The organism is Nonomuraea sp. 3N208 (assembly GCF_052245935.1).
In the GTDB taxonomy this organism is placed as follows: Bacteria; Actinomycetota; Actinomycetes; order Streptosporangiales; family Streptosporangiaceae; genus Nonomuraea.
In genome coordinates, this window is the sequence record NZ_JBQQBR010000014.1 from 157,093 (window position 1) to 178,391 (window position 21,299).

At 69.2% G+C, this 21,299-nt stretch carries 21 protein-coding genes and 2 pseudogenes; 13 read left to right on the plus strand and 10 right to left on the minus strand.

The window, feature by feature from the left end:
• Positions 1-69: 69 nt before the first annotated feature.
• From ACTWPT_RS22520 to ACTWPT_RS22530, 3 genes are all read left to right on the plus strand, one after another.
• Positions 70-780 (plus strand): SDR family oxidoreductase, encoded by a 711-nt coding sequence (locus ACTWPT_RS22520; RefSeq protein ID WP_443179406.1) that lies wholly within the window; start codon positions 70-72, stop codon positions 778-780.
• 35 nt (positions 781-815) lie between these two features.
• Complete coding sequence (locus ACTWPT_RS22525; RefSeq protein ID WP_443179407.1) at positions 816-2,213, plus strand: glutamate--cysteine ligase; 1,398 nt, start codon at positions 816-818, stop codon at positions 2,211-2,213.
• A 63-nt stretch (positions 2,214-2,276) separates the two neighbouring features.
• Positions 2,277-3,314, plus strand: a complete 1,038-nt coding sequence (locus ACTWPT_RS22530) for a hypothetical protein (protein WP_443179408.1) — start codon at positions 2,277-2,279, stop codon at positions 3,312-3,314.
• 64 nt (positions 3,315-3,378) lie between these two features.
• On the opposite strand, the gene ACTWPT_RS22535 is transcribed toward ACTWPT_RS22530, so the two are convergent.
• Positions 3,379-4,077 carry a PaaX family transcriptional regulator C-terminal domain-containing protein gene (locus ACTWPT_RS22535; RefSeq protein ID WP_443179409.1) on the minus strand — a complete coding sequence of 233 codons (699 nt, stop codon included), beginning with the start codon at positions 4,075-4,077 and terminating at the stop codon, positions 3,379-3,381.
• A gap of 52 nt (positions 4,078-4,129) precedes the next feature.
• Between ACTWPT_RS22535 and ACTWPT_RS22540 the strand changes: the two genes are divergently transcribed.
• Positions 4,130-5,818, plus strand: a complete 1,689-nt coding sequence (locus tag ACTWPT_RS22540) for an acyl-CoA dehydrogenase family protein (RefSeq protein ID WP_443179410.1) — start codon at positions 4,130-4,132, stop codon at positions 5,816-5,818.
• A 4-nt stretch (positions 5,819-5,822) separates the two neighbouring features.
• Here ACTWPT_RS22540 and ACTWPT_RS22545 read toward each other — a convergent pair whose 3' ends face one another.
• The 8 genes from ACTWPT_RS22545 to ACTWPT_RS22580 all read right to left on the minus strand — a co-directional run bounded on the left by ACTWPT_RS22545 (position 5,823) and on the right by ACTWPT_RS22580 (position 15,474).
• A complete protein-coding gene (locus ACTWPT_RS22545) occupies positions 5,823-6,602 on the minus strand; it encodes an alpha/beta hydrolase family protein (protein ID WP_443179411.1) in 780 nt (259 codons plus the stop codon).
• A 256-nt stretch (positions 6,603-6,858) separates the two neighbouring features.
• On the minus strand, positions 6,859-7,320 hold the full coding sequence (locus tag ACTWPT_RS22550) for a cupin domain-containing protein (RefSeq protein ID WP_443179412.1): 462 nt from the start codon (positions 7,318-7,320) through the stop codon (positions 6,859-6,861).
• Positions 7,313-8,170, minus strand: a complete 858-nt coding sequence (locus ACTWPT_RS22555) for a polyprenol monophosphomannose synthase (RefSeq protein WP_443179413.1) — start codon at positions 8,168-8,170, stop codon at positions 7,313-7,315. The genes ACTWPT_RS22550 and ACTWPT_RS22555 overlap by 8 nt, the downstream gene beginning before the upstream one ends.
• 9 nt (positions 8,171-8,179) lie before the next feature.
• A complete protein-coding gene (locus ACTWPT_RS22560; protein WP_443179414.1) occupies positions 8,180-9,658 on the minus strand; it encodes an ArnT family glycosyltransferase in 1,479 nt (492 codons plus the stop codon).
• A gap of 58 nt (positions 9,659-9,716) precedes the next feature.
• The gene (locus tag ACTWPT_RS22565; protein ID WP_443179415.1) at positions 9,717-10,394 is read right to left on the minus strand and encodes a response regulator; all 678 of its coding nucleotides are present in this window, start codon (positions 10,392-10,394) and stop codon (positions 9,717-9,719) included.
• Entirely contained in the window at positions 10,391-11,491 is a 1,101-nt protein-coding gene (locus ACTWPT_RS22570; protein ID WP_443179416.1) for a sensor histidine kinase, read from the minus strand. The genes ACTWPT_RS22565 and ACTWPT_RS22570 overlap by 4 nt, the downstream gene beginning before the upstream one ends.
• A gap of 4 nt (positions 11,492-11,495) precedes the next feature.
• On the minus strand, positions 11,496-11,840 hold the full coding sequence (locus tag ACTWPT_RS22575) for a hypothetical protein (protein WP_443179417.1): 345 nt from the start codon (positions 11,838-11,840) through the stop codon (positions 11,496-11,498).
• A 103-nt stretch (positions 11,841-11,943) separates the two neighbouring features.
• Entirely contained in the window at positions 11,944-15,474 is a 3,531-nt protein-coding gene (locus tag ACTWPT_RS22580) for a S8 family serine peptidase (protein WP_443179418.1), read from the minus strand.
• 179 nt (positions 15,475-15,653) lie between these two features.
• Between ACTWPT_RS22580 and ACTWPT_RS22585 the strand changes: the two are divergent.
• Positions 15,654-15,764, plus strand: a pseudogene (locus ACTWPT_RS22585) (helix-turn-helix domain-containing protein); the annotation flags it as partial.
• On the opposite strand, the gene ACTWPT_RS22590 reads toward ACTWPT_RS22585, so the two are convergent.
• Positions 15,741-15,884, minus strand: coding sequence for a hypothetical protein (locus ACTWPT_RS22590; protein ID WP_443179498.1), 144 nt, complete (start codon positions 15,882-15,884; stop codon positions 15,741-15,743). The pseudogene ACTWPT_RS22585 and the gene ACTWPT_RS22590 overlap by 24 nt on opposite strands.
• Before the next feature lie 39 nt (positions 15,885-15,923).
• Here ACTWPT_RS22590 and ACTWPT_RS22595 point away from each other — a divergent pair, with 39 nt between their 5' ends.
• The 8 genes and pseudogenes from ACTWPT_RS22595 to ligD all read left to right on the plus strand — a co-directional run bounded on the left by ACTWPT_RS22595 (position 15,924) and on the right by ligD (position 21,277).
• Positions 15,924-16,586 carry a hypothetical protein gene (locus ACTWPT_RS22595; protein ID WP_443179499.1) on the plus strand — a complete coding sequence of 221 codons (663 nt, stop codon included), beginning with the start codon at positions 15,924-15,926 and terminating at the stop codon, positions 16,584-16,586.
• 364 nt (positions 16,587-16,950) lie between these two features.
• Positions 16,951-17,154 (plus strand): hypothetical protein, encoded by a 204-nt coding sequence (locus ACTWPT_RS22600; protein ID WP_443179419.1) that lies wholly within the window; start codon positions 16,951-16,953, stop codon positions 17,152-17,154.
• 34 nt (positions 17,155-17,188) lie between these two features.
• Positions 17,189-17,851 carry a hypothetical protein gene (locus ACTWPT_RS22605; protein WP_443179420.1) on the plus strand — a complete coding sequence of 221 codons (663 nt, stop codon included), beginning with the start codon at positions 17,189-17,191 and terminating at the stop codon, positions 17,849-17,851.
• 90 nt (positions 17,852-17,941) lie between these two features.
• The gene (locus tag ACTWPT_RS22610) at positions 17,942-18,691 is read left to right on the plus strand and encodes a crotonase/enoyl-CoA hydratase family protein (protein ID WP_443179421.1); all 750 of its coding nucleotides are present in this window, start codon (positions 17,942-17,944) and stop codon (positions 18,689-18,691) included.
• Between the two features lie 180 nt (positions 18,692-18,871).
• Positions 18,872-19,153 (plus strand): helix-turn-helix domain-containing protein, encoded by a 282-nt coding sequence (locus ACTWPT_RS22615; RefSeq protein ID WP_443179422.1) that lies wholly within the window; start codon positions 18,872-18,874, stop codon positions 19,151-19,153.
• A 159-nt stretch (positions 19,154-19,312) separates the two neighbouring features.
• A pseudogene (locus tag ACTWPT_RS22620) lies at positions 19,313-19,819 on the plus strand (HipA domain-containing protein); the annotation flags it as partial.
• A gap of 43 nt (positions 19,820-19,862) precedes the next feature.
• Complete coding sequence (locus tag ACTWPT_RS22625) at positions 19,863-20,033, plus strand: hypothetical protein (protein ID WP_443179500.1); 171 nt, start codon at positions 19,863-19,865, stop codon at positions 20,031-20,033.
• 38 nt (positions 20,034-20,071) lie between these two features.
• On the plus strand, positions 20,072-21,277 hold the full coding sequence (ligD, locus tag ACTWPT_RS22630; RefSeq protein WP_443179495.1) for a non-homologous end-joining DNA ligase: 1,206 nt from the start codon (positions 20,072-20,074) through the stop codon (positions 21,275-21,277).
• The last annotated feature ends 22 nt before the right edge of the window (positions 21,278-21,299 follow it).

Consider the following 21,299-nt stretch of genomic DNA (forward strand, 5'->3'; position numbering starts at 1 on the left):
GGTGGTACCGCTGATACCAGCCTTTCCAGGTCTCTCCCGCGCCCCTCCGGCCTGGGCGAATGTGGAGACATGACGAAGATCGCTCTCATTACGGGTGCCAACAAGGGAATCGGTTACGAGATCGCGCGGCTGCTCGCGGAGCAGGGCGTCACCGCGATCGTGGGAGCTCGCGACGAGGAGCGCGGGCGGGCCGCCGCTGAGCGGCTCGGGCTGCCGTACGTGCGGGTCGACGTGACCGACGAGGACAGCGTGGCGGCTGCCGCGAAGTGGATCGAGCAGGAGTACGGCACGCTCGACATCCTGGTCAACAACGCCGGGATCGCCGGCGACCTCAGTCAGGTGGTGCCCAGCACGGCCTCGGCGGGGGCGCTCAGGGACGTCTACGAGACGAACGTGTTCGGCGTCGTCACCGTGACGAACGCCATGCTGCCGCTGCTTCGCACCTCGCCGGCCGGCCGGATCGTGAACATGTCGAGCGAGCTGGGCTCGCTGACCATGGCCGCGGACCCGGACAGCCCCTTCGCGGAAGCCACCTTCCTCGCGTACAACTCCTCCAAGAGCGCGCTCAACATGATCACCGTCCTCTACGCCAGGGAGCTCAAGGACACGTCGATCAAGGTGAACGCCGCCAACCCCGGCTACTGCGCCACCGACCTCAACGGCCACGCCGGCTTCCGTACCGCCGAGCAGGGTGCGGCGATCGCCGTGCGGCTGGCGACGCTCGACGAGAGCGGTCCCACTGGCGGCTACCTGGAGGATGCCGGGGTGGTCTCTTGGTGAGGTGTCAAGCCTGACAAAGAGGAGAGAAGGGGGTGATGGGACGAGATCTGGATAAGGAGCGATTTACCGAGGCGGAGTACGTCCGCTTCGGTGAACGCCTCCAGGAGCAGCTCGGCGTCCTGCGCGAGCTGCTCGCCACCCCCGGCTTCGGCGCGGGCCCGGTCACGATCGGGGCCGAGCTGGAGCTGTTCCTCATAGACGAGCGCGGCCGCCCGCTGCCGCGCAACACCCAGGTGCTGGAGGCTCTCGCCGACTCCCGTGTGGTGCTGGAGCTGGGCCGATACAACGTCGAGGTCAACCTGACCCCGACGCCGCTGGAGGGCAGGCCGTTCGAGGTGATGAGCGGCGAGGTCCAGGAGACGATGACGAAGGTGGACGGCGCGGTCGACGGCGGGGGCGCGCTGCCCATCGGCATCCTGCCCACCCTCGGCACCGAGGACTTCACGGTCAACGCCATGAGCGACCAGAACCGCTATCGGGCCCTGAGCAGGGGCATGAGGCGGCTGCGGCTGGAGCCGTTCCTGGTCAAGATCGACGAGCTGGAGCTGTCGGTCGAGGACGTGATCCTCGAGGCCGCCAACACCTCGTGGCAGGTGCACATCCGCACGCCGCCCGAACGGTTCGCCCGGCTGTTCAACGCCGCCCAGCTCGCCATCGGCCCGGTCCTGGCCGCGTGCGGCAACTCGCCGTTCTTCCTGGGCAGGCAGTTGTGGGAGGAGACGCGGATCGCGCTGATGGAGGAGGCCGCCGACGACCGGGACGTGGAGCGGTGGGGGCGCAGGGACGGGCGGGTCACGTTCGGCTCCGACTGGGTGCGTGAGGGGGCGCACGAGCTGTTCGAGCGGTACGTGCGCGACTACGAGCCGATCGTGCCCGACCTGCACGACGACGCCGAGCCGTACGAGGTGCCCGAGCTGCGGCTGCACCAGGGCACGATCTGGCAGTGGAACCGGCCCGTCTACGACCCGGCCGAGGGCGGGCATCTGCGGATCGAGATGCGGGCGCTGCCGGCCGGACCCTCGTGCGCGGACATGGCCGCCAACACGGCCTTCCTGCTCGGGCTGACGTTGTCGCAGGCCGAGCGGGACCTGACCGGTTACCGGTTCGCGGAGGCGTACCAGAACTTCTACCGGGCCGCCATGCACGGGCTGGACGCCAAGCTGTCCTGGCCAGGGGCGGACGGCGAGTTCGGTGCCGCGGACCTGGTGCTCACCCTGCTGCCCGAGGCGCGGGCGGGGCTGCTCGGAGCCGGGGTGACGCCGAGCGACGCCGACCGCGCGCTGGGCGTCATCGAGCAGCGGACCCGGCTGCGCCGCACGGGGTCGGTGTGGCAGCGGGAGGCGCTGGCGCGCTTCGGCGGCGACCGGGAGAGACTCGTGCGACGCTATCGCGAGCTGGCGTTGTCCGGTCTTCCGGTGCATTTGTGGCGCTGACGGCAACCATTGCCTTTCCCGTTCCGTCACACTAGGTAAAGGAACGGGAAAGGTGAGGGAGATATGGCGGAAACGGGGATGGCTCCCACCGAGAAGGCGCCGTACGCCCTGAACAGGGCGACAGGTGACCTGGCCGACGGGGCGGCCAAGCTCGCGCAGGACATCGGCAGCACCGCCGTAGAAGCGCTGCTGGCGCAGGCCAACAGGACCGCGGCCCGCCGGGGGGCCGCCGGCGCGCTCGGCTCCATGAAGCCCAGGCCGGCCGAGTGGTACGCCTTCGACGCCAAGGACCAGGACACCGCCGACTGGTATCCGCAGGGCCTGACCTGCGGAGAGGAGTCCGGCTCCATCGGGGTGCCGGTGTTCGTGGCGAGCTGGTACTTCAAGCCCGAGGCGGGTGAGCGGGGGATCAGGGTGTCGTTCCTGAGCCCGCGCACGCTGAAGTACCAGCACGCGTTGCTGGTGGCGGCGAAGCCGGACGGCTCGTACGCGCCGATCAACATCCATGCGGGCGGCATCGCGCTCGACGGCGACCTGCTCTACGTCGCCGACACGGTCAGAGGGCTGCGCGTCTTCGACCTGAACAACCTGCTCGACCTGCGGACCGCGCAGAACGACTTGGGCGACGCCAAGCTGATCGGGCGGCACGACGGCAAGTTCCACGCCTTCGGCTACCGCTACGTGGTCCCGCAGAGCGACTTCTGGCGAGTCGCGCAGGCAGGGCCGGACGGGCCGCACTTCTCGTTCGTGTCGATCGATCGCAGCGGCGGCACGCCGCAGCTGATCACGGGCGAGTACCGGGAGAACGATCCCGGCGGCTGGGTGGCGCACTGGGACCTCGCCCTCTCCGGCGGCGAGCCCAACGAGGCCTTCGTGATGGGACACCCCAAGATCCAGGGCGCGATCTCGCACGGCGGGAAGTGGTACCTCAGCCAGGCGGCCAACGCGACCACCAACGGCAAGCTGCTCGTCTACGCCGACAAGAAGCTGCAGACCAGGCCGTTCCCGATCGGGCCCGAGGACCTCACCGTGCAGGACGGCAAGCTGTGGAGCGTCACCGAGTTCAGGAACAAGCGGGTGATCTTCGGGGTCGGTCTTTGAGGTGATCCTCGGGGTCAGTCTCTGAGATGGTCCTCGGGGTCAGTCTCTGAGGGTGATCCTCGGGTCAGTCCTTGAGATGGCGGAGCAGGACCTCGCGGTAGCGGGCGTCGAAGTCGTCGTAAAGGGCCCGCAGCTCCGCGCCCGGCCATCCGACCGGCAGCAGTTCCTCCGGCAGCAACGGGTCGGCCAGCAGGTGGCGCAGCACCGCCGCCGACACCAGGAAACCCTCGGCCAGCCCGTCGGCGCGCTCCAGCTCCCGCTCCAGCCTCCGGGCCTCGGCCGCCCAGCCGTCGAGGTCCCACAGCAGGGGAGTGGGATCGCGGTGCGGGCGGCCGTCGATGCGCGTGCACTGCGCGGTGACGCTCTCCGGCCACTCGCGCACCAGGTTGGCGGGCCGCAGCCAGGTGCCCTCGCGTAGCTCGGCCAGGCGCAACGTGGTCATCGCGTGCCGGAACGCGGCCCGGTCGGCGGGCGCTCGCCGCTCCGCGGTGACGACGGCCACCTCCCAGACGCCGTCCCACGGCCTGGTGTGCGGGTCGCGGCTCTCATCCTGCCTGACCTGACGCTCGACGAGCCGCTCGGACAGCGTGTAGAAGCGATCTTCCTGAATCAGGTCCCCCGCCGCCACCATGCGGGACAGCGCGACGCGCACGGTGCCCTCGGCGATGCCGAACAACGCCCCGATGCGTACGAGATGGCGGGCCGGCAGACGCGGGGGATGGTGGCCCAGCAGCGCGCTCAAGACGGCCGATCGCGCACTCAAGGTGTTATTACGCTCTTCCATCGCGTGTCGATTATATGTAACACTCGCAGACATGGGGCGCTATCTCGTAGAACCTTTCGACCGCAGCGACCGCTACGCCACCGAGCTCTACCAGGGCGCGACCGGGCGCAACTGGTGGGCCTGCGATCCCACGCTGCACCTGCTCATGCGGCGGCACCTGGGCGAGGGCTACGCCTGGGCCGAGCCGCATCTCGACAGGCTGGGCGCGCTCATGGGCGGGCTGGTGGCCGAGTGTGCGGAGGAGACCGACCGCCATCCGCCGCGGCTGGAGAAGTACGACAAGTGGGGCAGGGACGTCAGCCAAGTCGTCATGCCACCGTCGTTCCAGGCCGCCCGGCAGGCGCTCATGGTGGACAACTTCACCGCGCCGTCGTTCGCGGAAGAGGCCCGGGCCCATGGGGCGGATCCGGCGGCGCTCGCCGCGGCGTGGACGTATCTGCTCGACCAGGCCGACATCGGGATGGGCTGCGCGCTCGGCACGGGTGGCGACATGGTGGTGCAGCTGGCCGAGAAGCACGCGCCGCCGGACGTACGCGATCGGGTGCGGGAGATCTTCGCGGACGGCTTCTACTCCGGCGAGGCCGCTCAGATGTTCACCGAGCGAACGGGCGGTTCGGACCTGGCGGCCCTGGAGGCCGCGGCCGTGCTGTCCGGAGACTCCTGGCTGCTGTCCGGCTTCAAGTGGTTCGCCTCCAACGCCAACGGGTCCGCGTTCGTGGTGCTCGCCCGGCTGCCCGAGGGGACCGTGGCGCCGTTCCTGGTCCTGTGGGAACGGCGGGACGGCAGCCGCAACGGGGTGCGGATCAGGCGGCTCAAGGACAAGCTCGGCACCCGCTCGGTCGCCTCGGCCGAGGTCGAGTTCACCGACGCGGAGGCGTTCCTGCTGGCCGGGCAGGGCTCCGGGTCAGGGCTGGGGACGATGATGAAGCTCACCAACGCCTCCAGGCTCGGCGTGGCCATGATGGGCCTCGGCGTGGCCAGGCGCGCGCTGGTGGAGTCGATCTGCTACGCCCGCGCCCGCGAGGCGTTCGGCCGGCCGCTCATCGACCAGCCGCTCATGCGCCGCAAGCTCGCCGAGCTGATCGTCGAGGTCGAAGCCGCGCAGGCGCTCGTCTTCGACGGCCACGCCGGCCCCCGGCTGCGCCTGGCGCCCGCCCTGATCAAGCTGCGCGCGGCCCGGCTCGGCGTGACGGCCGCCAGCGACGCGATCGAGGTGCACGGCGGCAACGGCTACATCGAGCAGTGGCCGGTCGCCAGGCTGCTGCGCGACGCCCAGGTCAACCCCATCTGGGAGGGCGGCGACAACATCCTGTGCCTGGACGTACGGCGGGCGATGGTGCGCGAGAACGCCCACGAGCCGTTCCTCGACCGGCTCGAAGCGGCCGTCGACCAGGCCCCGCCCGGCTCCGGAGACCTCGTGCGGGAACGGATCGAGGATCTCCGCAAGGCGATCACCGCTTGGTCCTCGCTGGAGCCCTCGGCCGCCGAGGCCCGGCTGTTCCCGCTGGCCCAGCTCATGGCGGACGTCTACGCCGCAGCCCTGCTGCTGGAGCAGGCGGGCTGGGAGCAGCGCGCAGGCCACGGCGACCGCAAGGCTCTGGTGGCCCGCCTCTATGCCGACGCCCACCTCGTCGACCACGGCCCGCTGCGTGGGATCGACCGCCCGGCCGAGGAACTGGAGCACTTCGACGATCTCGTCGCGGGGGCGGTGACGCTCTGAGCCGTCACCCACCCTTGACCAAGGCCTCGAGCCTCTGGACGATCGCCGACCAGGCCGCGGTCCGCGGGTCGATCACCTCGAAATGGCCGACGTCTCGCAGCTCGAGCAGGTGGCAGGGATCCCCGGCCGCCTGTGCGGCCTTCACGTACCGGCGACTGAGCTCTGCCGGGACCCGATCGTCATCGGTGCCGTGGACAATGAGCGTCGGAGACCCGCTCGGGAGGCGGCGCGCCGGGTCGGCCAGGTCGTAGAGCTCGGACCGCTGCTCAGGCGCGCCGCCGACGAACTCGAGCGCCGCACCGTCTCCCACCCCCAGACGCGCCGCCTCGGTCAGATCGCAGACGCCGCCGAGCGACACGGCGGCGGCGACCGGCCGCGTCCCGGCCGCCCACAACGCGAGCTGGCCGCCGGCCGAGTGCCCGAGCAGCACGACCGGTCCGTCGCCGGGCGGCCCCACCTCGTCAAGGTGCCGGAGGGCTGCCGCCACGTCGTCGAGTGTCGCGGGCACGCCTCCACCGGTGCCCAGCCGCCGGTACTCCACGTTCCAGCTCGCCCACCCCCGCAAGGCGAGGTCGGCGCAGAGCGCCCGGGTCGTCTCGCGCCCGAACCGGGAGCGCCAGAATCCGCCGTGGATCACCACGACGAGACCGCGTGGCGATGCACCGGGAGGGAGCCGCAGATCGGCTTCGTGGTCAGGAAGAGGCCCGTAACGATGGGTTTCCACGGAAACGTCGTGCTGGTCGGACCAGTCTGCGAGTTCGGCCAAGAATCGGTCCAGATCCACCGGGATGCCTCCTCGAAGCGGCTGTCAGGGACGAAGGTGCGACAGAAGCCCGCAGCGCCGGCCGATCCAGGCGGTGCGGCCGCTGTCAGGGTACGCCTAGCCCCGCCCGAGTCCCATCCACTCCACGGCCCTTGGCACTGCGCGGGCGTCTTGTACGGCATGGCTTCGGAAATCGCGGGACGCCGACGGCTGGGCCTGGACCGCCCGGATGCTCATGGACGGCACTCGAACCCCTGCACACGACCTTCGGGCTTGGTCAGCCGGGCGGCAGAACGGTGACACCGTAGCGGGCCGCCGCGGCGGCGACCGCCGCCACGTCGGGGGCGGCGGGCTCGGGCAGCTCATTGCCGGGGGCGGGCCGGCCGATGGCGGCGAAGAACCGCTCAAACCCGGCCGGGGTGAGCAGCACCAGGCAACGGACCTCATCGGTCTGAACGTGCAGGCTGTGCGGAATTCCCCGGGGCAGGAACACGAACTCCCCCGGCCCGGCGCTGACCGTGGTGTCATCGCCGATGGTGGCCGCCAGCCGCCCGTCGAGGACGTAGAACGCCTCGTCCTCGTTGGCGTGCACGTGGCGGGGCGGGTCACCGGCCGGGCTGAGGCGCTGCTCGAGCACCGCCAGCCGGCCGTCGGTGTCCGCGGCCGTCGCGACATACCGCATCCAGGTGTTGTGCATCCAGATCATCTCGCCCGCGCGGGGCGTGACATCGTCAGTCACGGCGCTGCCATCCCTCTCCTTCATGTACTGCCCTGTGCAGTAAGCACTCCTTCAGTGCCCCCAGTACGGCAGGGCCAGTCTTCCCACCCGGGAGGGTTCGCCCCACCGCCCCCGCCGTGGGCCGCCCAGCGGCGCCGCTACCACCGCGCTCAGTGACCAGTGCCCATATGGTCACCCGCCAGAGCGCCTCGAAGAGGACACCAACGCTCATCTTGCTCGCGCCGGCCGTACGGTCGACGAAGGTGATCGGCACCTCCGCCACCGTGAATCCGTGACGTACGGCTCGCAGCGTGAGATCCACCTGGAAGCAGTAACCCCGCGACTCCACGCCGCCGAGAAGGATCTTCTCGAGTGCGGCGGCCCGGTAGACGCGGAACCCGCCCGTGGCGTCGGCGACGGGGAGGCGGAGCGCCAGCCGTACATAACGGTTCGCCAGCCGTGAAAGCAGTTCCCGTCTCCGTGGCCAGTTCGCCACGCGGCCGCCAGGCGCCCAGCGCGAGCCGACGACAAGGTCGGCGTGCTCCGCCGCGTGCAGCAAGGCGGGGAGCCGCTCAGGCGGATGTGAGCCGTCGGCATCGATCTCCACCAGCATGTCGAACCCCCGGGCGAGTCCCCAGCGGAAGCCCGCCAGGTACGCGGCGCCCAGCCCTGCCTTGCGTTCCCGATGCAGGACGTGCACGCCGTCGAGTTCGGACGCGAGCCTGTCTGCGATCAGGCCCGTCCCGTCCGGGCTGTTGTCGTCGACGACGAGAATGTGGGCGGCGGGTGCGGCTGCGCGGATCCTGCCGACGATGCCGGGGAGGTTGTCTCGTTCGTTATAGGTCGGCGTGATGACCAAGACGGTGTTCATGCTCGTTCCTCAGCTCGCGTGCTGAAAGTCGGGCCAGGCGGTCATCCACGGAGTCCGCGGTCCTGAGCAGACCGTGATGGGCAGGCCCTGCTCTTCGTTCGCGACTCCGGTGCCGTGATCGATGACCCCGGCGGATTCACAGAGCGCGAAGCGTTGCCGCAGACGCTCGGGCGGCAGCCCGACGGCGACTACCGTCTGCGCCGTTTCTGGCGGCGGCCCTTGGTGCCACAGCTCGTTGTGGCCGCTGTAGACGGGAATGTCCGGTGCGAACCGGTCCAGTGCGCCGGCCTCGCCATAGTTGGAGGTGAGCACGATCGTCCCCGAAGGCAGCGCCCGGTGCACCCCGGCCACCTGGGCGACGAACTGCGTCCAGCCCACCGACTCCCTGGACACCTCGTTGGGTGAGGAACCGAGCGCCGCGAGTGGGAGCAGCGGCAGCGCCACGGCGATCCCGATGACCGAGCTGCCGAGCAGTCCCCACCACACCATCCGGCGCCGGGCGACCCGGCTCTCCATCCACGCGGTGGTGGGCACGCAGCCGGCCACGAAGGCGAAGATCAGGCTGCCGGCGACATAGTCCGCCCGTCCTCCTGACACCAGCCCGAGCAGGATCGTCACCAGAGTCGCGATCGTCAGTGGCCGGGTCTCCTGCCGCCGACGCAGCCAGAGCCACCCGACGACGGCGATCACGAACGCTCCCATGCTGAGCAGCGCCACCAGCATGGGCACGAACATGATCCGATTCACGGGTTCGCTGAGCGTGGCAGCCATGGTGAGCTGAGGCCAGCCGTTGGCGGCCTGGTAGAGAAGATTCGGAGAGGCGATGACAGCGGCCAGGAACGCGCCGGACCAGAACCATCTGTCGCTGAAGACGGCGCGCGGCCCCTTCACTGCCAATCCGACGGTGATGAGCAGGCCGGTGGCCAGCCCGGTGATCAGCAGGACGATGAGGTGCTTGTTGAACGTGGCGGCTCCCGCGATGGCGCCGGCCGCCACCCACCATCGTCCGTCGCCGCGCAGCAGGGCACGGAGCACGAACAGGAGGCAGGCCGTCCAGAACACGAAGTCGGCCGATTGGGTCAGCAGGGTGTGTCCGGCGAGCAGGGGGAACATCCCGGTGCCGAGGCCGGCGGCGGCGAGCGTCTGCGCGTTTCTGCGACCGCCGAGCTCCCGCGTGATCGCGGCACCGATCAGGATCAGCAGTCCCGCGCACAGCGCAGGGACGACCCGCAGCCCGACGATGGTGTCCCCGAACAGCTCCGTGGACAGCCGCGCCAGAAGCGGGGTCAGTGGAGGCTGGTCGAAGTACCCCCAGGCGGGAGACTGACCGAGCATGCGGAAGTAGAGCTCGTCGCGGTGGTAGCCGTACCACGGGCTCAGCATCAGCAAAGTGACTACGACGACGCCCGCGATGGAAGCGATGGTCCGCCAGGCGAAGGCCGGGAGCGAGGGAGCGGTGATCTGAAGACGGGGGGTTTGAAGAAGCATGCCTCCACGGTTTCCGATGGGCCGCTCCCTGTCGTCTGGCCGGGAACAGAACGTGGAGTCAGACCCCAGGCATAGGCGGTGGCTCCCCAGGGCGGACCACGCCGTGGTCGAACGCGAAGACGACCGCGGCGGCCCGGTCGCGCACCGCCAGCTTCGTGAAGATCCGGCCGACGTGGGTCTTGATCGTGCCCTCGCCGACCACGAGATGACGGGCGATCTCGGCGTTCGTGAGCCCTCGGCCGATGAGCTTGAGCACGTCGAGCTCGCGAGAGGTGAGGTCGCCGAGCCGCCGAACCGCGTCGGGGTCGGTCACCGGATCTGTGCGATAACGTCGCAGGACCCGCCCGCAGACGGCGGGATCCAGCCAGCCGTCGCCTGCCGCCACCGCCCGGACGGCACGCTGGATGTCCTCGGCCGGAGCGTCTTTGAGGCAGAATCCTGACGCGCCCGCCCGCAGAGCTGCCGCGAGAACGCTGTCCTCACCGAACGTGGTCAGCACCAGGATGCGGGACGCCGGATCCGCGGCGAGTAACGCACGGGTGGCCTCGACTCCGTCCATCCGCGGCATGCGAATATCCATGACCACGGCGTCGGGCCGGACGCGCGCGACCTCCGCCAGCGCGGCCTGGCCGTCGGCCGCCTCACCGACCACGTCGAATCCGTACGGCTGGCGCAGGATCGTTCGCAGCCCTGCCCTGGCGAGCTCCTGGTCGTCGACGAGCACCACCGAGATCATGCCGGCAGCTCCGTCCGCACGACCCACCGGCCGTTCTCGGGGCCGGCAGTGACGTGGCCACCGACCATGCGCACTCTGTCGGCCATCGCGCGAAGTCCCATGCCGCTATTGTGCCGAGGTGGGCGGTCGGGCAATGGATTGGTGACCGTGGCCCGCACAGCACCTTCCTCCGATATGCGCAGCCGTACCTCGACGGAACACCGCGGAGCGTGGCGGCTCGCGTTGGCCAGTGCCTCCTGCAAGAGCCGGTAGAGCACCATCCCGGTCGTCGGGCTCACCGCCGACAGCTCACCGTCGACGCTCGACTCGAGTTCCAGACCCGCCGTCCGGTATTCCTCGAAGAGCTCGGGAAGCCGGGGCGCGGTGGGCTGGGGAGCGACCACGGCAGGATCGGAGCCTTCCTCGGCAAGGACACTGACCACCCTTCGCAGCTCCGCCATGCTCTGCCGGGCGAGGCGCTCGGCCTCGGCGATCCCCGCCGCTGCTTCCTTGGGATCGTGCTCGAGCGCCAGCCGTACACCGCCCAGATGCAGCACCGTCACGGCGAGCGTGTGCGCGACGATGTCGTGCAGATCGGCGGCGAGCCGCTGCCGCTCGGCCAGGGCGGCGGCAGCGGTGGCGGCGCTCTCCGCCCGGTGCAACCGCTCGCCCACCTCAATGCGGTAACGCGCGGCCCAGCCGCTCCAGAAGACGAGGGTCACGGCGGCCAGCCAGTTCGGCCACCCGGGGTCGGGCGAAGTGAACGCCGCCGTGACCACCACGGAAAGCGAGGCGAGCCAGATGACGATGCCCGGCCAGAGCCGCAGGGTCAGCGCGACGAACGCGATGTAGAGCACCAGAATGAACCAGCCGATGCTGTTGACCGCGAGCCCCGTGAGCGCTGCTATGGCCGCAGGAGCCAGGAGAGCGGCCACCTCGGCGGGACGGCCTGGCCCCGCACGCACGATGACGAGACAGACAACGATAAGGGCGGCCCCTCCGGCGAACGGCCAGACGCAGTCGCAGCCACGCGTGATCGTTTGCACCCACGACAACCCAACTAGCAGCATCAGCAGCCCGAGGCCGGCCGGTAACAGCCAGCGGGGAGTCACCACCACCCGCTCATCGTAGGAACAGCCGGCTCCCCGCACATCCACCCAGAGTGATACCCGCCATCCACCCACGGTCAGAGAGGCGACTGCCCGGCGTCAGTTCGAACGATTGCGCGATCAGCACGCCAACGACGTGATCGCGCTCGTTCGCCTGGTCGATGGCGGTGCGCTCAAAGGCCAAGCCGGAGATCGACTCATCGCCGATCTGCGCGCCTGGGACAATGGCTTCAAGGACTTCTTGGATCGGGCCTTGTCCGTGCTGGACTCCCTCAAGCGGGTCGACCCGGCCAAGGGGCGGCCACCCGATGAGCCCGATGTCGCTGGGTATCGAACTGTACGGCCCGACCCATGCCATCGGCCCGCAGATGAGCGACCAGATCCCCTCGCTCCAGGGCCGCGCGGGGCACAGGAGGAGGCCGGGGCCCCGGACGGGACCCCGGCCAATCACTGATCAGGACTTACTTGTCGGAGCGCTCGGTCACCCTGATCGCGTTGACCAGCGGCTTGCCCGCGCTGCTGACGAAACGGACATTGAGCTGGCCGTCGGTCACCTCGGTGGTGAAGGTCCGCGTATGCGCGGTGTAGGTGCCCACCTTCAGCGCGATGTCGAGGTTGGGCAGTACCTCGGCGTCCTCGATCAGGACGTCGAAGACGCGCTTGTTGGCCTTGGTGCTCTCAACCTCGGCGAAGCCCAGCTCGACGGTGTAGGTGCCGTTCGGCACGTTGTCGAACCGGTACTCGTACATGCCTTGCCGATTGGTGCGGTACGTCATCTGGTTGTCGGTGCCCGCGATGGTGCGGCTGGTGGACTTGGTGGAGGTGCTGCCGAGGTAGCCGACCCCGGTGGTGGTGGTGTAGGCCCGATCCTGGTACCAGGTGTCACCGGCCGCGTCCACGCTGGAGGTGTTCGAGGCCGAGTCGATGGCGGCCTGGTAGGCCGGGACGATGACCTTGACCGGAATGCTGATCGTCGGTGTCCTGCCGCTTTCCGACGTGACCACCAGGGTGGTCTCCAGGATCGTGCCCCGCTCGGCGGCGGAGGTGTCGATCCCGAATGTCAGCGTGGTCGTGCCGCCGGTTGCCAGGTTCCCGGTGGCCGGGGTGAGGGTCAGCCACGGGGTGGCGCCCTCGACGGTGAAGGCGGTGCCCAGGCCTGGGTTGCTGAGTTCCAGTGTCCTGGTCCTCGTCTGCGCGACCGGGACCACCACCTCGAGGCTGTCGAGCGAGGCCGCCACCGCGCCGGTGCGCAGCGTGGCAGAGCCCTCAGCCACCCCGGCGCCCTCAAGGGTCACCGTCTTGGTCGTGCTCTCGTAGTGCGGCGCCGCCAGTTCGACCTGGTAGTCCCCGGCTGGGTACTGGGCGGCGTAGGTGCCGTCGGCGAGGGTCGTCACGGTGCCGGCCACCGTCTCACCCGACTTCACGGTCACTGTGGCACCCGCGACGGCCTCGCCGTCGTTGGCGTCGGTGACCGAGCCGTACAGGATGCCGGTCTTGGTGGGCTTGAAGTCGATGCTCAGCCCTTCGGACAGGACGGGCTTGTTCAGCGAGTACTGGAAGGCGACGGTGCCGGTGTGGTTCTCGATGCCGATGGTGGCCTGGTCCCCGGTCTCCCGGCTGACCGTCGGGTCGATGTCCTTGTAGCGGAAGCCGATCGAGCCGTCCTCACCCAGCAGCACCTCGAAGGACAGCCGGGACGTGCGGGGATTGTAGAAAGCGGCGTTGCGGTACTCCACCACGTACGTCCTGCGCGGGCTGGTGCCGGTGACCCGGGTGTAGACCCCCGAGTCCGCGTCCAGGTAGAGGTCGTCCCACAGGGCGTAGAGCGCGGCGTTCGGCGTGCCGGTTGCGGGGATGGTGACGTTGGTGCTGCCCAGCGTGGTGCCGTTGAACACGATGCCGCCGTTGACGCCGATCCGCCCGGAGGTGTACGGCGTGCCGTACAGGTTGAAGGTGAACGGCAGGGTGAAGGTGGCGGTGGTGCTGTCACCGGTCAGGGTGACCGGGTCGGTGCCCTCGACCCAGGGCTCCTCGCCTGCCGTGCAGGTGTAGCCGTAGGAGTCGATCCGGTCGGCCAGATTGACGTCGGCGGTGATGTCACCGGTGACCGAGATCGCCTTGGTCGCGTCCGCAGCGCAGAGGTCGGGCGAGGCGAGCTCCAGGCTGTAGTCGCCCAGTGGCAGGGTCAGGTCGTACTTGCCCTCGTCGTCGGTGGTCGCGGTGACCGGGGTTCCCGTCACCGTGATGGCGGCGCCGGCCGCGACCCCGGCCCGGCTCCTGACCGTGCCACTCACCTTGCCCGAGGGGGCGGCCGTCAGTGCGATGTCCTTGGTGACCGTCTCGTTTTCAAGGACGGTCGCGGTCATCGTCGCTGTCTCGTAACCGAACTTGATCGCCGTGATCGTGTAGTCGCCCACGGAAAGGTTCTTGGACTCGTAGGTGCCGTCGGCGCCGGTGACCACCGAGCGCTTGATCGGACCCTCGATGTTCAGCGTCACGCCGGAGAGGGGCTCGCCTCCCGAGGTGGCCTTGCCGGCCAGAATGCCGGTCGGGCCGTGCGGCGCCATGGAGACGGCCGCGTAGGTGTCGAGCTTGCCCTGGCCCCAGACATTGTTGTCCGCTGCTGTGCCGCCGCAGGTGACGTTGTTGACGTCGAGGGCCGTCTGGTCGAGCAGGGCCCGGGTCTCGGCCAGGTTGCCGCGCAACGCGGGAGAGTAGGACCAGATCAGCGCCACCGTGGCGGTCGTGTGCGGTGTCGCCATGGAGGTGCCGGTTTTGGACCCGTAGCCGCCGCCGGGCAGGCTGGAACGGACATTCACCGCGGGGGCCGAGATGTCCGGCTTGATGTCGCCATTGATGCCGGGGCCGCGCGAGGAGGAGGTGTAGACGTTGCCTGCGCTGTCGAACCCGCCGCTGGCGTAGCTCTGCTGGTAGACGCCGGGGCTGCCCGCGGTGCCGCAGGAGGATCCGGCATTGCCGATGGCGAAGGACGGGAAGATCCCGGCGGCGACCCACGAGTCGACGATCTGCGTGTACCACAGATCCACCGTGTCGGCGCCCCAGGAGTTGTTGACCGCGTCGGGGGCGAGGTCGGGGCGGGGGTTCTGCCCGTTGGCGTCCGTGGGCGCGGCGATCCACTGGCCCGCGGCCAGCAGGTGCTCACGGGCACAGCTGCTGGAGCCGCAGCCCTTGGTCGCGATCCACTTGGCGCCGGGCGCCACGCCGATCTGGTTGGCGCCGTCCTCGCCCACCATGGTGCCCATGGTGTGGGTGCCGTGGCCGTTGTTGTCACAGGGGACGCCGCCGGTGCACAGGCCAGTGGCGTCGAAGAAGTTGTACGCGTGGCTGTAGGAGCCGTCCGCGTTCAGGCCCCGGTACTTGGACTTGACCGCCGGGTGGGTGTAGTCGACGCCCGAGTCGAGGTTGGCGACGACGATGCCTTCGCCCTTGACTCCGAGTTCGGTCCACACCCTGGGCGCGTTGACGGCGCTGATGTTCCACTCGACGGCGTTGACCGAGGGCTCGTCCTTGCCCGGCTCGGGCATGTCGATCGCGATCTCGTCGTCGGCCTCGATGGCGGCGACCTCGGGCAGTTCGGCGATCCGCTCGAGCGTCGCGGTGTCGCCGATGACCTTGACCATGTTGACGATCCAGAACGATTCGTACTCGGCCTGCTCCTGGTCGAGCAGGGCGATCAGGTTCTTCTGGGTGAGCTCGGCCGTCTGTGTCTTGGCCGCATAGACCGCCTCGGCCTTGGCGACCTTGTCGGTGGCCTGCTGGGCGGTTAGGAGGTTGGCCTGGTCCTTCAGACGCACCCAGTAGACGGCCTTGTCCTCCTTGTCGAGCTGCCGAAGGACTTCGGCCTCCGTCTTCGCCTGAACGGCGTCGGGCGGGTCGTCGTTGGCGAGGGCCGGTCCCGCGGCCAGGGGTAAGGCCACGGCCGCGAGGATGCCGGCGATGGTCGTGCGCCATCGCCTGGTGTTTCGATCCACAGTGCTCCTTGAGGGGGCTCGAACTATCCGATGATCACGTGGGTGCGAGATCATCTGACAGTGATAGTCAGGCAAGGTCGTTTATGGATCAACGGAGTTCTCGTGACGTATCAGCGACACGGCGGCAATACGTCAGGTAAATAGACCCGCAAGGCTCGATAGAAAGGGAGGTTTGATTCTTGTTACACACTTTCGGTCTTAATGACCTGGAGGAAAACGCCTATCTCGCCCTGCTCCGCCTGCCCGCGAGCGACGAGAGCGACCTCTCAGAGCGCCTGGGGCGCCCCGCCGAGACGGTTTCCGTAGCCGTTGATCACCTGGTCAAGGAGGGGTTCATCCGGCGGGCCGGCAACCGGCTGCACGCCGTACAGCCGGACGTCGCCTTCGGACCCGGGCTGCTGCGCCGCCACGGAGAGATGCAGCGGGTGCAGACGTTCATAGCCACTCTCATGGAGGAGTATCGCGAGCGTTCCGCCCTGCGTGACGCCCGTGAGGCGGTGGAGGTCGTGATCGGCGCTGCCGAGGTCATGGCTCGCTGGCAGCACCTGCAACGCGCGGCCCAGGAGGAGGTCAAGAGCCTGGCCAAGGAGCCGATCGTGATCTCGGCCGACAACCAGGCTCAGCGGGCGGCCATGGCCTCCGGCATTGTCTACCGGACCGTGTATGAGCGCACGATGATCGACGTGCCCGGCGATCCGTACCAGCTGGCCTGGTCGGCCGCCAATGGCGAGCTGATGCGTATCGCGATCGACGTTCCCACCAAACTGATGATCTTCGATGGGCGGGCGGCATTCGTACCATTGATGTCGGCCAGTGTTGAACCTGCCGCCCTGGTGATCACGTCGGGCACCTTGCTGGGCGTACTCAACTGGGTGTTCGAAACCGTGTGGGCAGGTGCAGTGCCCTTCCCCGCGACCGAAAACACGCTCGGCCCAGAGGATCGGCGGCTGCTTTCTCTTATCATCGCCGGGTACACCGATCGCGCGATCGGCAAGCAGTTCGGCCTCAGTCATAGGACCGTGCAGAGGCGTGTGCGCCAGCTCACCCGTCTGGCTGGTGTGGAGACCAGGCTCCAGCTCGTCTGGCACGCGGCCAAGCATGATTGGCTGTGACGCCGAGTCCGAAGGGGAGTGCGCCACCCGCGGGCTGAGGCAAGCTTTCTGGCCCGTGGCCGTTTCGACGGCTGCATCCTCCGGTTCTGCTGCAGCACGTCTCCAACCCCGCGGGCGTCCTGCGGGCCGTGCACGAGGTGCTGCCGCCGGGCGGGGAAATCTATGTGATCGAAGAGGACCTCACCTTCCTGACTGACCACGCGGCAGGACTGGCTGCGGTTCCGGGTGGTGCGTGACGCCTGGCCGAGGGTCACTGCTGCTTCAGGCACCGACAGCTTGATCGGCGCCAAGCTCCCCACGCTGGTCGAAGGCGCCGGTTTCGTCGTCGACGACTTCGACATAACGTTGCGCAACAAACGTCGAGATGGGCACCGGGTTCGGCGACTTCATGGTGAGCGCCCTGCGCGTGTTCCAGAGAACAATGCCGGATCTGGTCACCGACCACGAGGTGCGTGCCACGGTTGCCGGGTTCGAGAGCTCGCGCGCCGACCACACCAGCCGCTACGTCGCCACGTACCCGCAGTTTATGGTGACCGCCACGGAAAAGGCCTCGGGCGTCCCGCTATAGCTGATCTATACCGCGCCTCTCTACGCTCATCGCAATGAGGCAGCGAACCGGAACCGTCTTCATCGTCATCGCCGCGGCCCTGACCGTGATCGGCACGTTGATCCACATCTTTCCCCCGCACCTGACGGTGGTCACGGTGTTACTCGGGCTGGCTGGGGCGCTCTGCTACACCGTCGGGGTTGCCCTGATCGGCGGCTGGCCGCGACAGGTTCTGGTCCGGCCCGTGGCATCGATTGTCATAGTGGTCCTCGCCTGCGGGATGTGGGGTGCCCTCATAGGCCTCGCGCCCGTGGCCGGCGGAACGGTCGCGCTGGCGGCGCTCGGCGAGAGGCAGACGTGCACGGTGACTGAGGTCGATACGGAGACCACGCGCGCACGGGGAGGAAGGACGAATACCACCTATGTGCACACGGTCCGCTGCCCGGGCGCACGCGTCCACGAGATCCGGACGGGGGAGGAGGACCGGCACGACCAGGGCTTTCCCGCCGAGGTCACCGCGGACTCGAAGGGGCTGATGACGGCGAGGTTCGTTGCGGGCGCATACCAGTGGACCGGGGTTGGAGTGTTCGCGGTGCTGGTTCTGTGCGTGTCCGCGCTTCCGTTCTTCGCCCGTCGCGTCGCCGCCGCCGCCGCCGTCGGCACCGGGAGGGTTCCCCCACCACCCGCACCGTGGGTTGCCCGGTCGCGCCGCCGCTAGGGTGCTGGCCCGAACCCTGGCGTGCAGCGTACGCTCGGCACGGTTCCCCGAGGAGAATCCGAGCTCCGGTACGTTCACCAGGAGGAGCGCATGACCGTACGCGTGGAGCGCCAGGGGCCGGTCATCACCGTGGTGATCAGCAGGCCGGAGGCGCGCAACGCCGTCGATCGCAAGACCGCCGACGCCCTGGCGGACGCGTTCCGTGCTTTCGAGGGCTCCGACGCCGACGTGGCCGTGTTGTGGGGCGAGGGTGGCACGTTCTGCGCAGGGGCCGACCTCAAGGCGCTCGACAATCATGTCGGTGAGGAGGGTGACGGGCCGATGGGGCCGACCAGGATGCGCCTGGGCAAGCCGGTCATCGCCGCTGTGTCCGGGCACGCCGTCGCGGGCGGGCTGGAGCTCGCGCTCTGGTGCGATCTGCGGGTGGCGGAGGAGGACGCGGTGTTCGGGGTGTTCAGCCGCCGTTGGGGCGTGCCGCTGATCGACGGCGGCACCGTGCGCCTGCCCAGGCTTATCGGGGCGTCCAGGGCCATGGACATGATCCTCACTGGGCGACCGGTGGGCGGGCGGGAGGCATACGAGATGGGGCTGGTCAACCGGCTCGTCCCTACCGGGACGGCCCGGCGGCACGCCGAGGAGCTGGCGCGCGAGATCGCCCGCTTCCCGCAGGCCTGCCTGCGCGGCGACCGGCTGTCGGTGCTGGAGCAGGACGGGCTCGGCGAGGAGGAGGCCATGCGGAACGAGCTGCGCCACGGCCTGGTTTCCCTGCCCGACGCCGCTGAGGGAGCGGCCCGCTTCGCCGCCGGCGCCGGCCGCCATGGTGAGTTCGGCGCGATCTAGTGGCAGTTGCTCGACCGATGGGCGTGGCGGGAGGACTGGTGGGCGGATTTTCTGGGGATGGTCGTCGCTCGGTTCGGTAAGCAGGACCCACAACCGGCCCAGGAAATAAACTGGTGTCACCGTACGGCGACAAGTAGGCTGATGTCGCCGAACGTTGACAACTGCTGAGGTGCCATGTACGTGAGAACTCCGATGGAGCTTGGCGCGCTCGTACGTGAGCGACGCCGGGCGCTTGGCCGGACGCAGCAGGCGGTGGCGGACGAGGTCGGGGTGAGCCGTCAGTGGATCGTCCGACTGGAGGGCGGCCGGAACACGCTGGAACTCGGCCTGGTCATGCGGACGCTGGGCGTGCTGGGACTCACCATGGAGATCAACGATCGTGCCGTGCCCAGGCGGGCGATGCCCCCTGGCCATCCCATCGACCTGGATGAGGTCCTCGCAGCCGTACGAAGGAACCCCTGATGCCCGGTCGCACGCTGATGGTCCTGCTGAACGGCATCTGCGTCGGTGAGCTGACGCAGGACGCCATGGGCCGGATCCGGTTCTCCTATGACCAGGAGGTGCTGCGCAGTTCGTCCCCTTGCGCCACTACGAGCGGGTTCTCGATGCGGGTGGCGTCGAATGGCTGGACGAGGCGGGATCGCGCAGATAGTGCACGGCCTGAACCACGACTCCGCTGCATGGCACTCCGGTCCGGAGGAAGGGCAGTTCAGCCTTGCTGGAGTGCAGGCCAAAGTGGCGCTCCTATGCGAGGGTGGCAAATGGGGACGAACGTGGGGGCGGATCCCTACAACGCACATCATCAAGCCGGCCATCCCCGACCTCATCGACCAGGACGTCAACGAGCACCTCTGCCTCCGCGCCGCCCGGGCCGTGGGGTTGACCGCGGCTCGGACCGATATCCGGACCTTCGGCGACCAGACCGCCGTGGTCGTTGAGCGCTATGACAGGCTCCGGGCGAACGATGTGTGGGTCCGGGTGCACCAGGAGGACCTATGCCAGTCCCTCGGAATCCATCCAGTGCACAAATACCAGAGTGAGGGCGGCCCTGGCCCTGAGGAGATCGTCGGCTTGTTCCGCCGGGTGCAGCCACCCCATGAGGCGCAGGGTTCGGTGCGGGCTTTCGTGGACGCGCTCGTCTTTAACTGGTTGCTGGCCGGGACCGACGGACATGCCAAGAATCGAGGAGCTGGCTCGCACGTTGCCCGATGCGCTGTCCGACGCCGCGGCCGCTCCAGAGGTCCGCTCTTTGGGACGACCACTGCCGGGCACACTGGTGGATGCCGCGGCGGCGCGGGTCTCCGGCCTGCTGCGCCTGCCACGTGCCGCCGGGCGCGGATGACACGGAGAAATGAGAGGGACGCCGCGTATCGTGACCGTATGCCTGACATCAAGGTCGCCGGGCGCGAGGTCCGCGTCACCAGCCCAGACAAGGTGGTCTTCCCCCAGGCCGGGCACACCAAGCTCGACCTGATCCGCTACTACGAGACGGTGGGGGAGGCCGCGCTGCGCGGCGTGCACGGGCGGCCGATGGTGCTCAAGCGGTTCGTGCACGGGATCGAGCAGGAGGCGTTCTTCCAGAAGCGCGCCCCGGCCAAGCGGCCCGACTGGATCGAGGTGGCCGAGCTCAAATACCGGTCGGGGCTCAGCGCCGAGGAGGTTGTGTGCACCGACCTGGCGCAGCTGCTGTGGGTGGTCAACCTGGGGTGCGTCGATCTCAACCCGCATCCGGTGCGCTCCGACGACCTCGCCAAGCCCGACGAGCTGCGCATCGACCTCGACCCGGTGCCGGGCGTCGACTGGGCCGACGTGCTGAAGACCGCCCAGGTGGCGCGGGAGGTGCTGGCCGACCACGGGCTGGTGGCCTGGCCCAAGACGTCCGGGTCGCGCGGGTTCCACGTGTACGCGCGGATCGAGCGGCGCTGGCCGTTCGCGAAGGTACGCAAGGCGGCCGAGACGGTGGCGCGGGAGGTCGAGCGGCGAGCCCCCGACCTGGCCACCAGCCGGTGGTGGAAGGAGGAGCGGCACGGCGTGTTCGTGGACTTCAACCAAAACGCCTATGACCGGACCGTGGCCTCCGCCTATTCGGTGCGTGCCGTGCAGGACGCCCGGGTGTCCACGCCGCTGACCTGGGACGAGGTGCCCGGGTGCCGGCCGGAGCTCTTCACCATCGACACCGTGCCCCAGCGGCTGGCCGAGATCGGCGATCCCTGGGAGGACATGGACCTGCACGCCGGGTCCCTGGACGGGCTGCTGGCGCTCGCCGAGGAGCTCGGGCCCGCACCCAAGCCGCCCAAGGGCAGTGGGCGCAGGCAGCAGACGATGCCGGTCATCGAGATCGCGAGAGCCGAGCACAAGGACGAGGCGATGGCGGGGTTCGAGCGGTGGAAGGCCCGGCATCCCGAGGTGGCGGCCAAGCTGGAGCCCGCCGACGTGCTGGTGGACGGGATGCGGGGGCGCAGCAGCGTGTGGTATCGCATCCGGGTCAACTTGCAGCATGTGCCGGAGGGGGAGCGGCCGCCCCAGGAGCCGCTGGAGGTCGACTACGACCCCTGGGGCGGCGCCTCCGGCCCGCCCGGTGCCTGAGCTGCCTGGTGCCCGAGCTGCC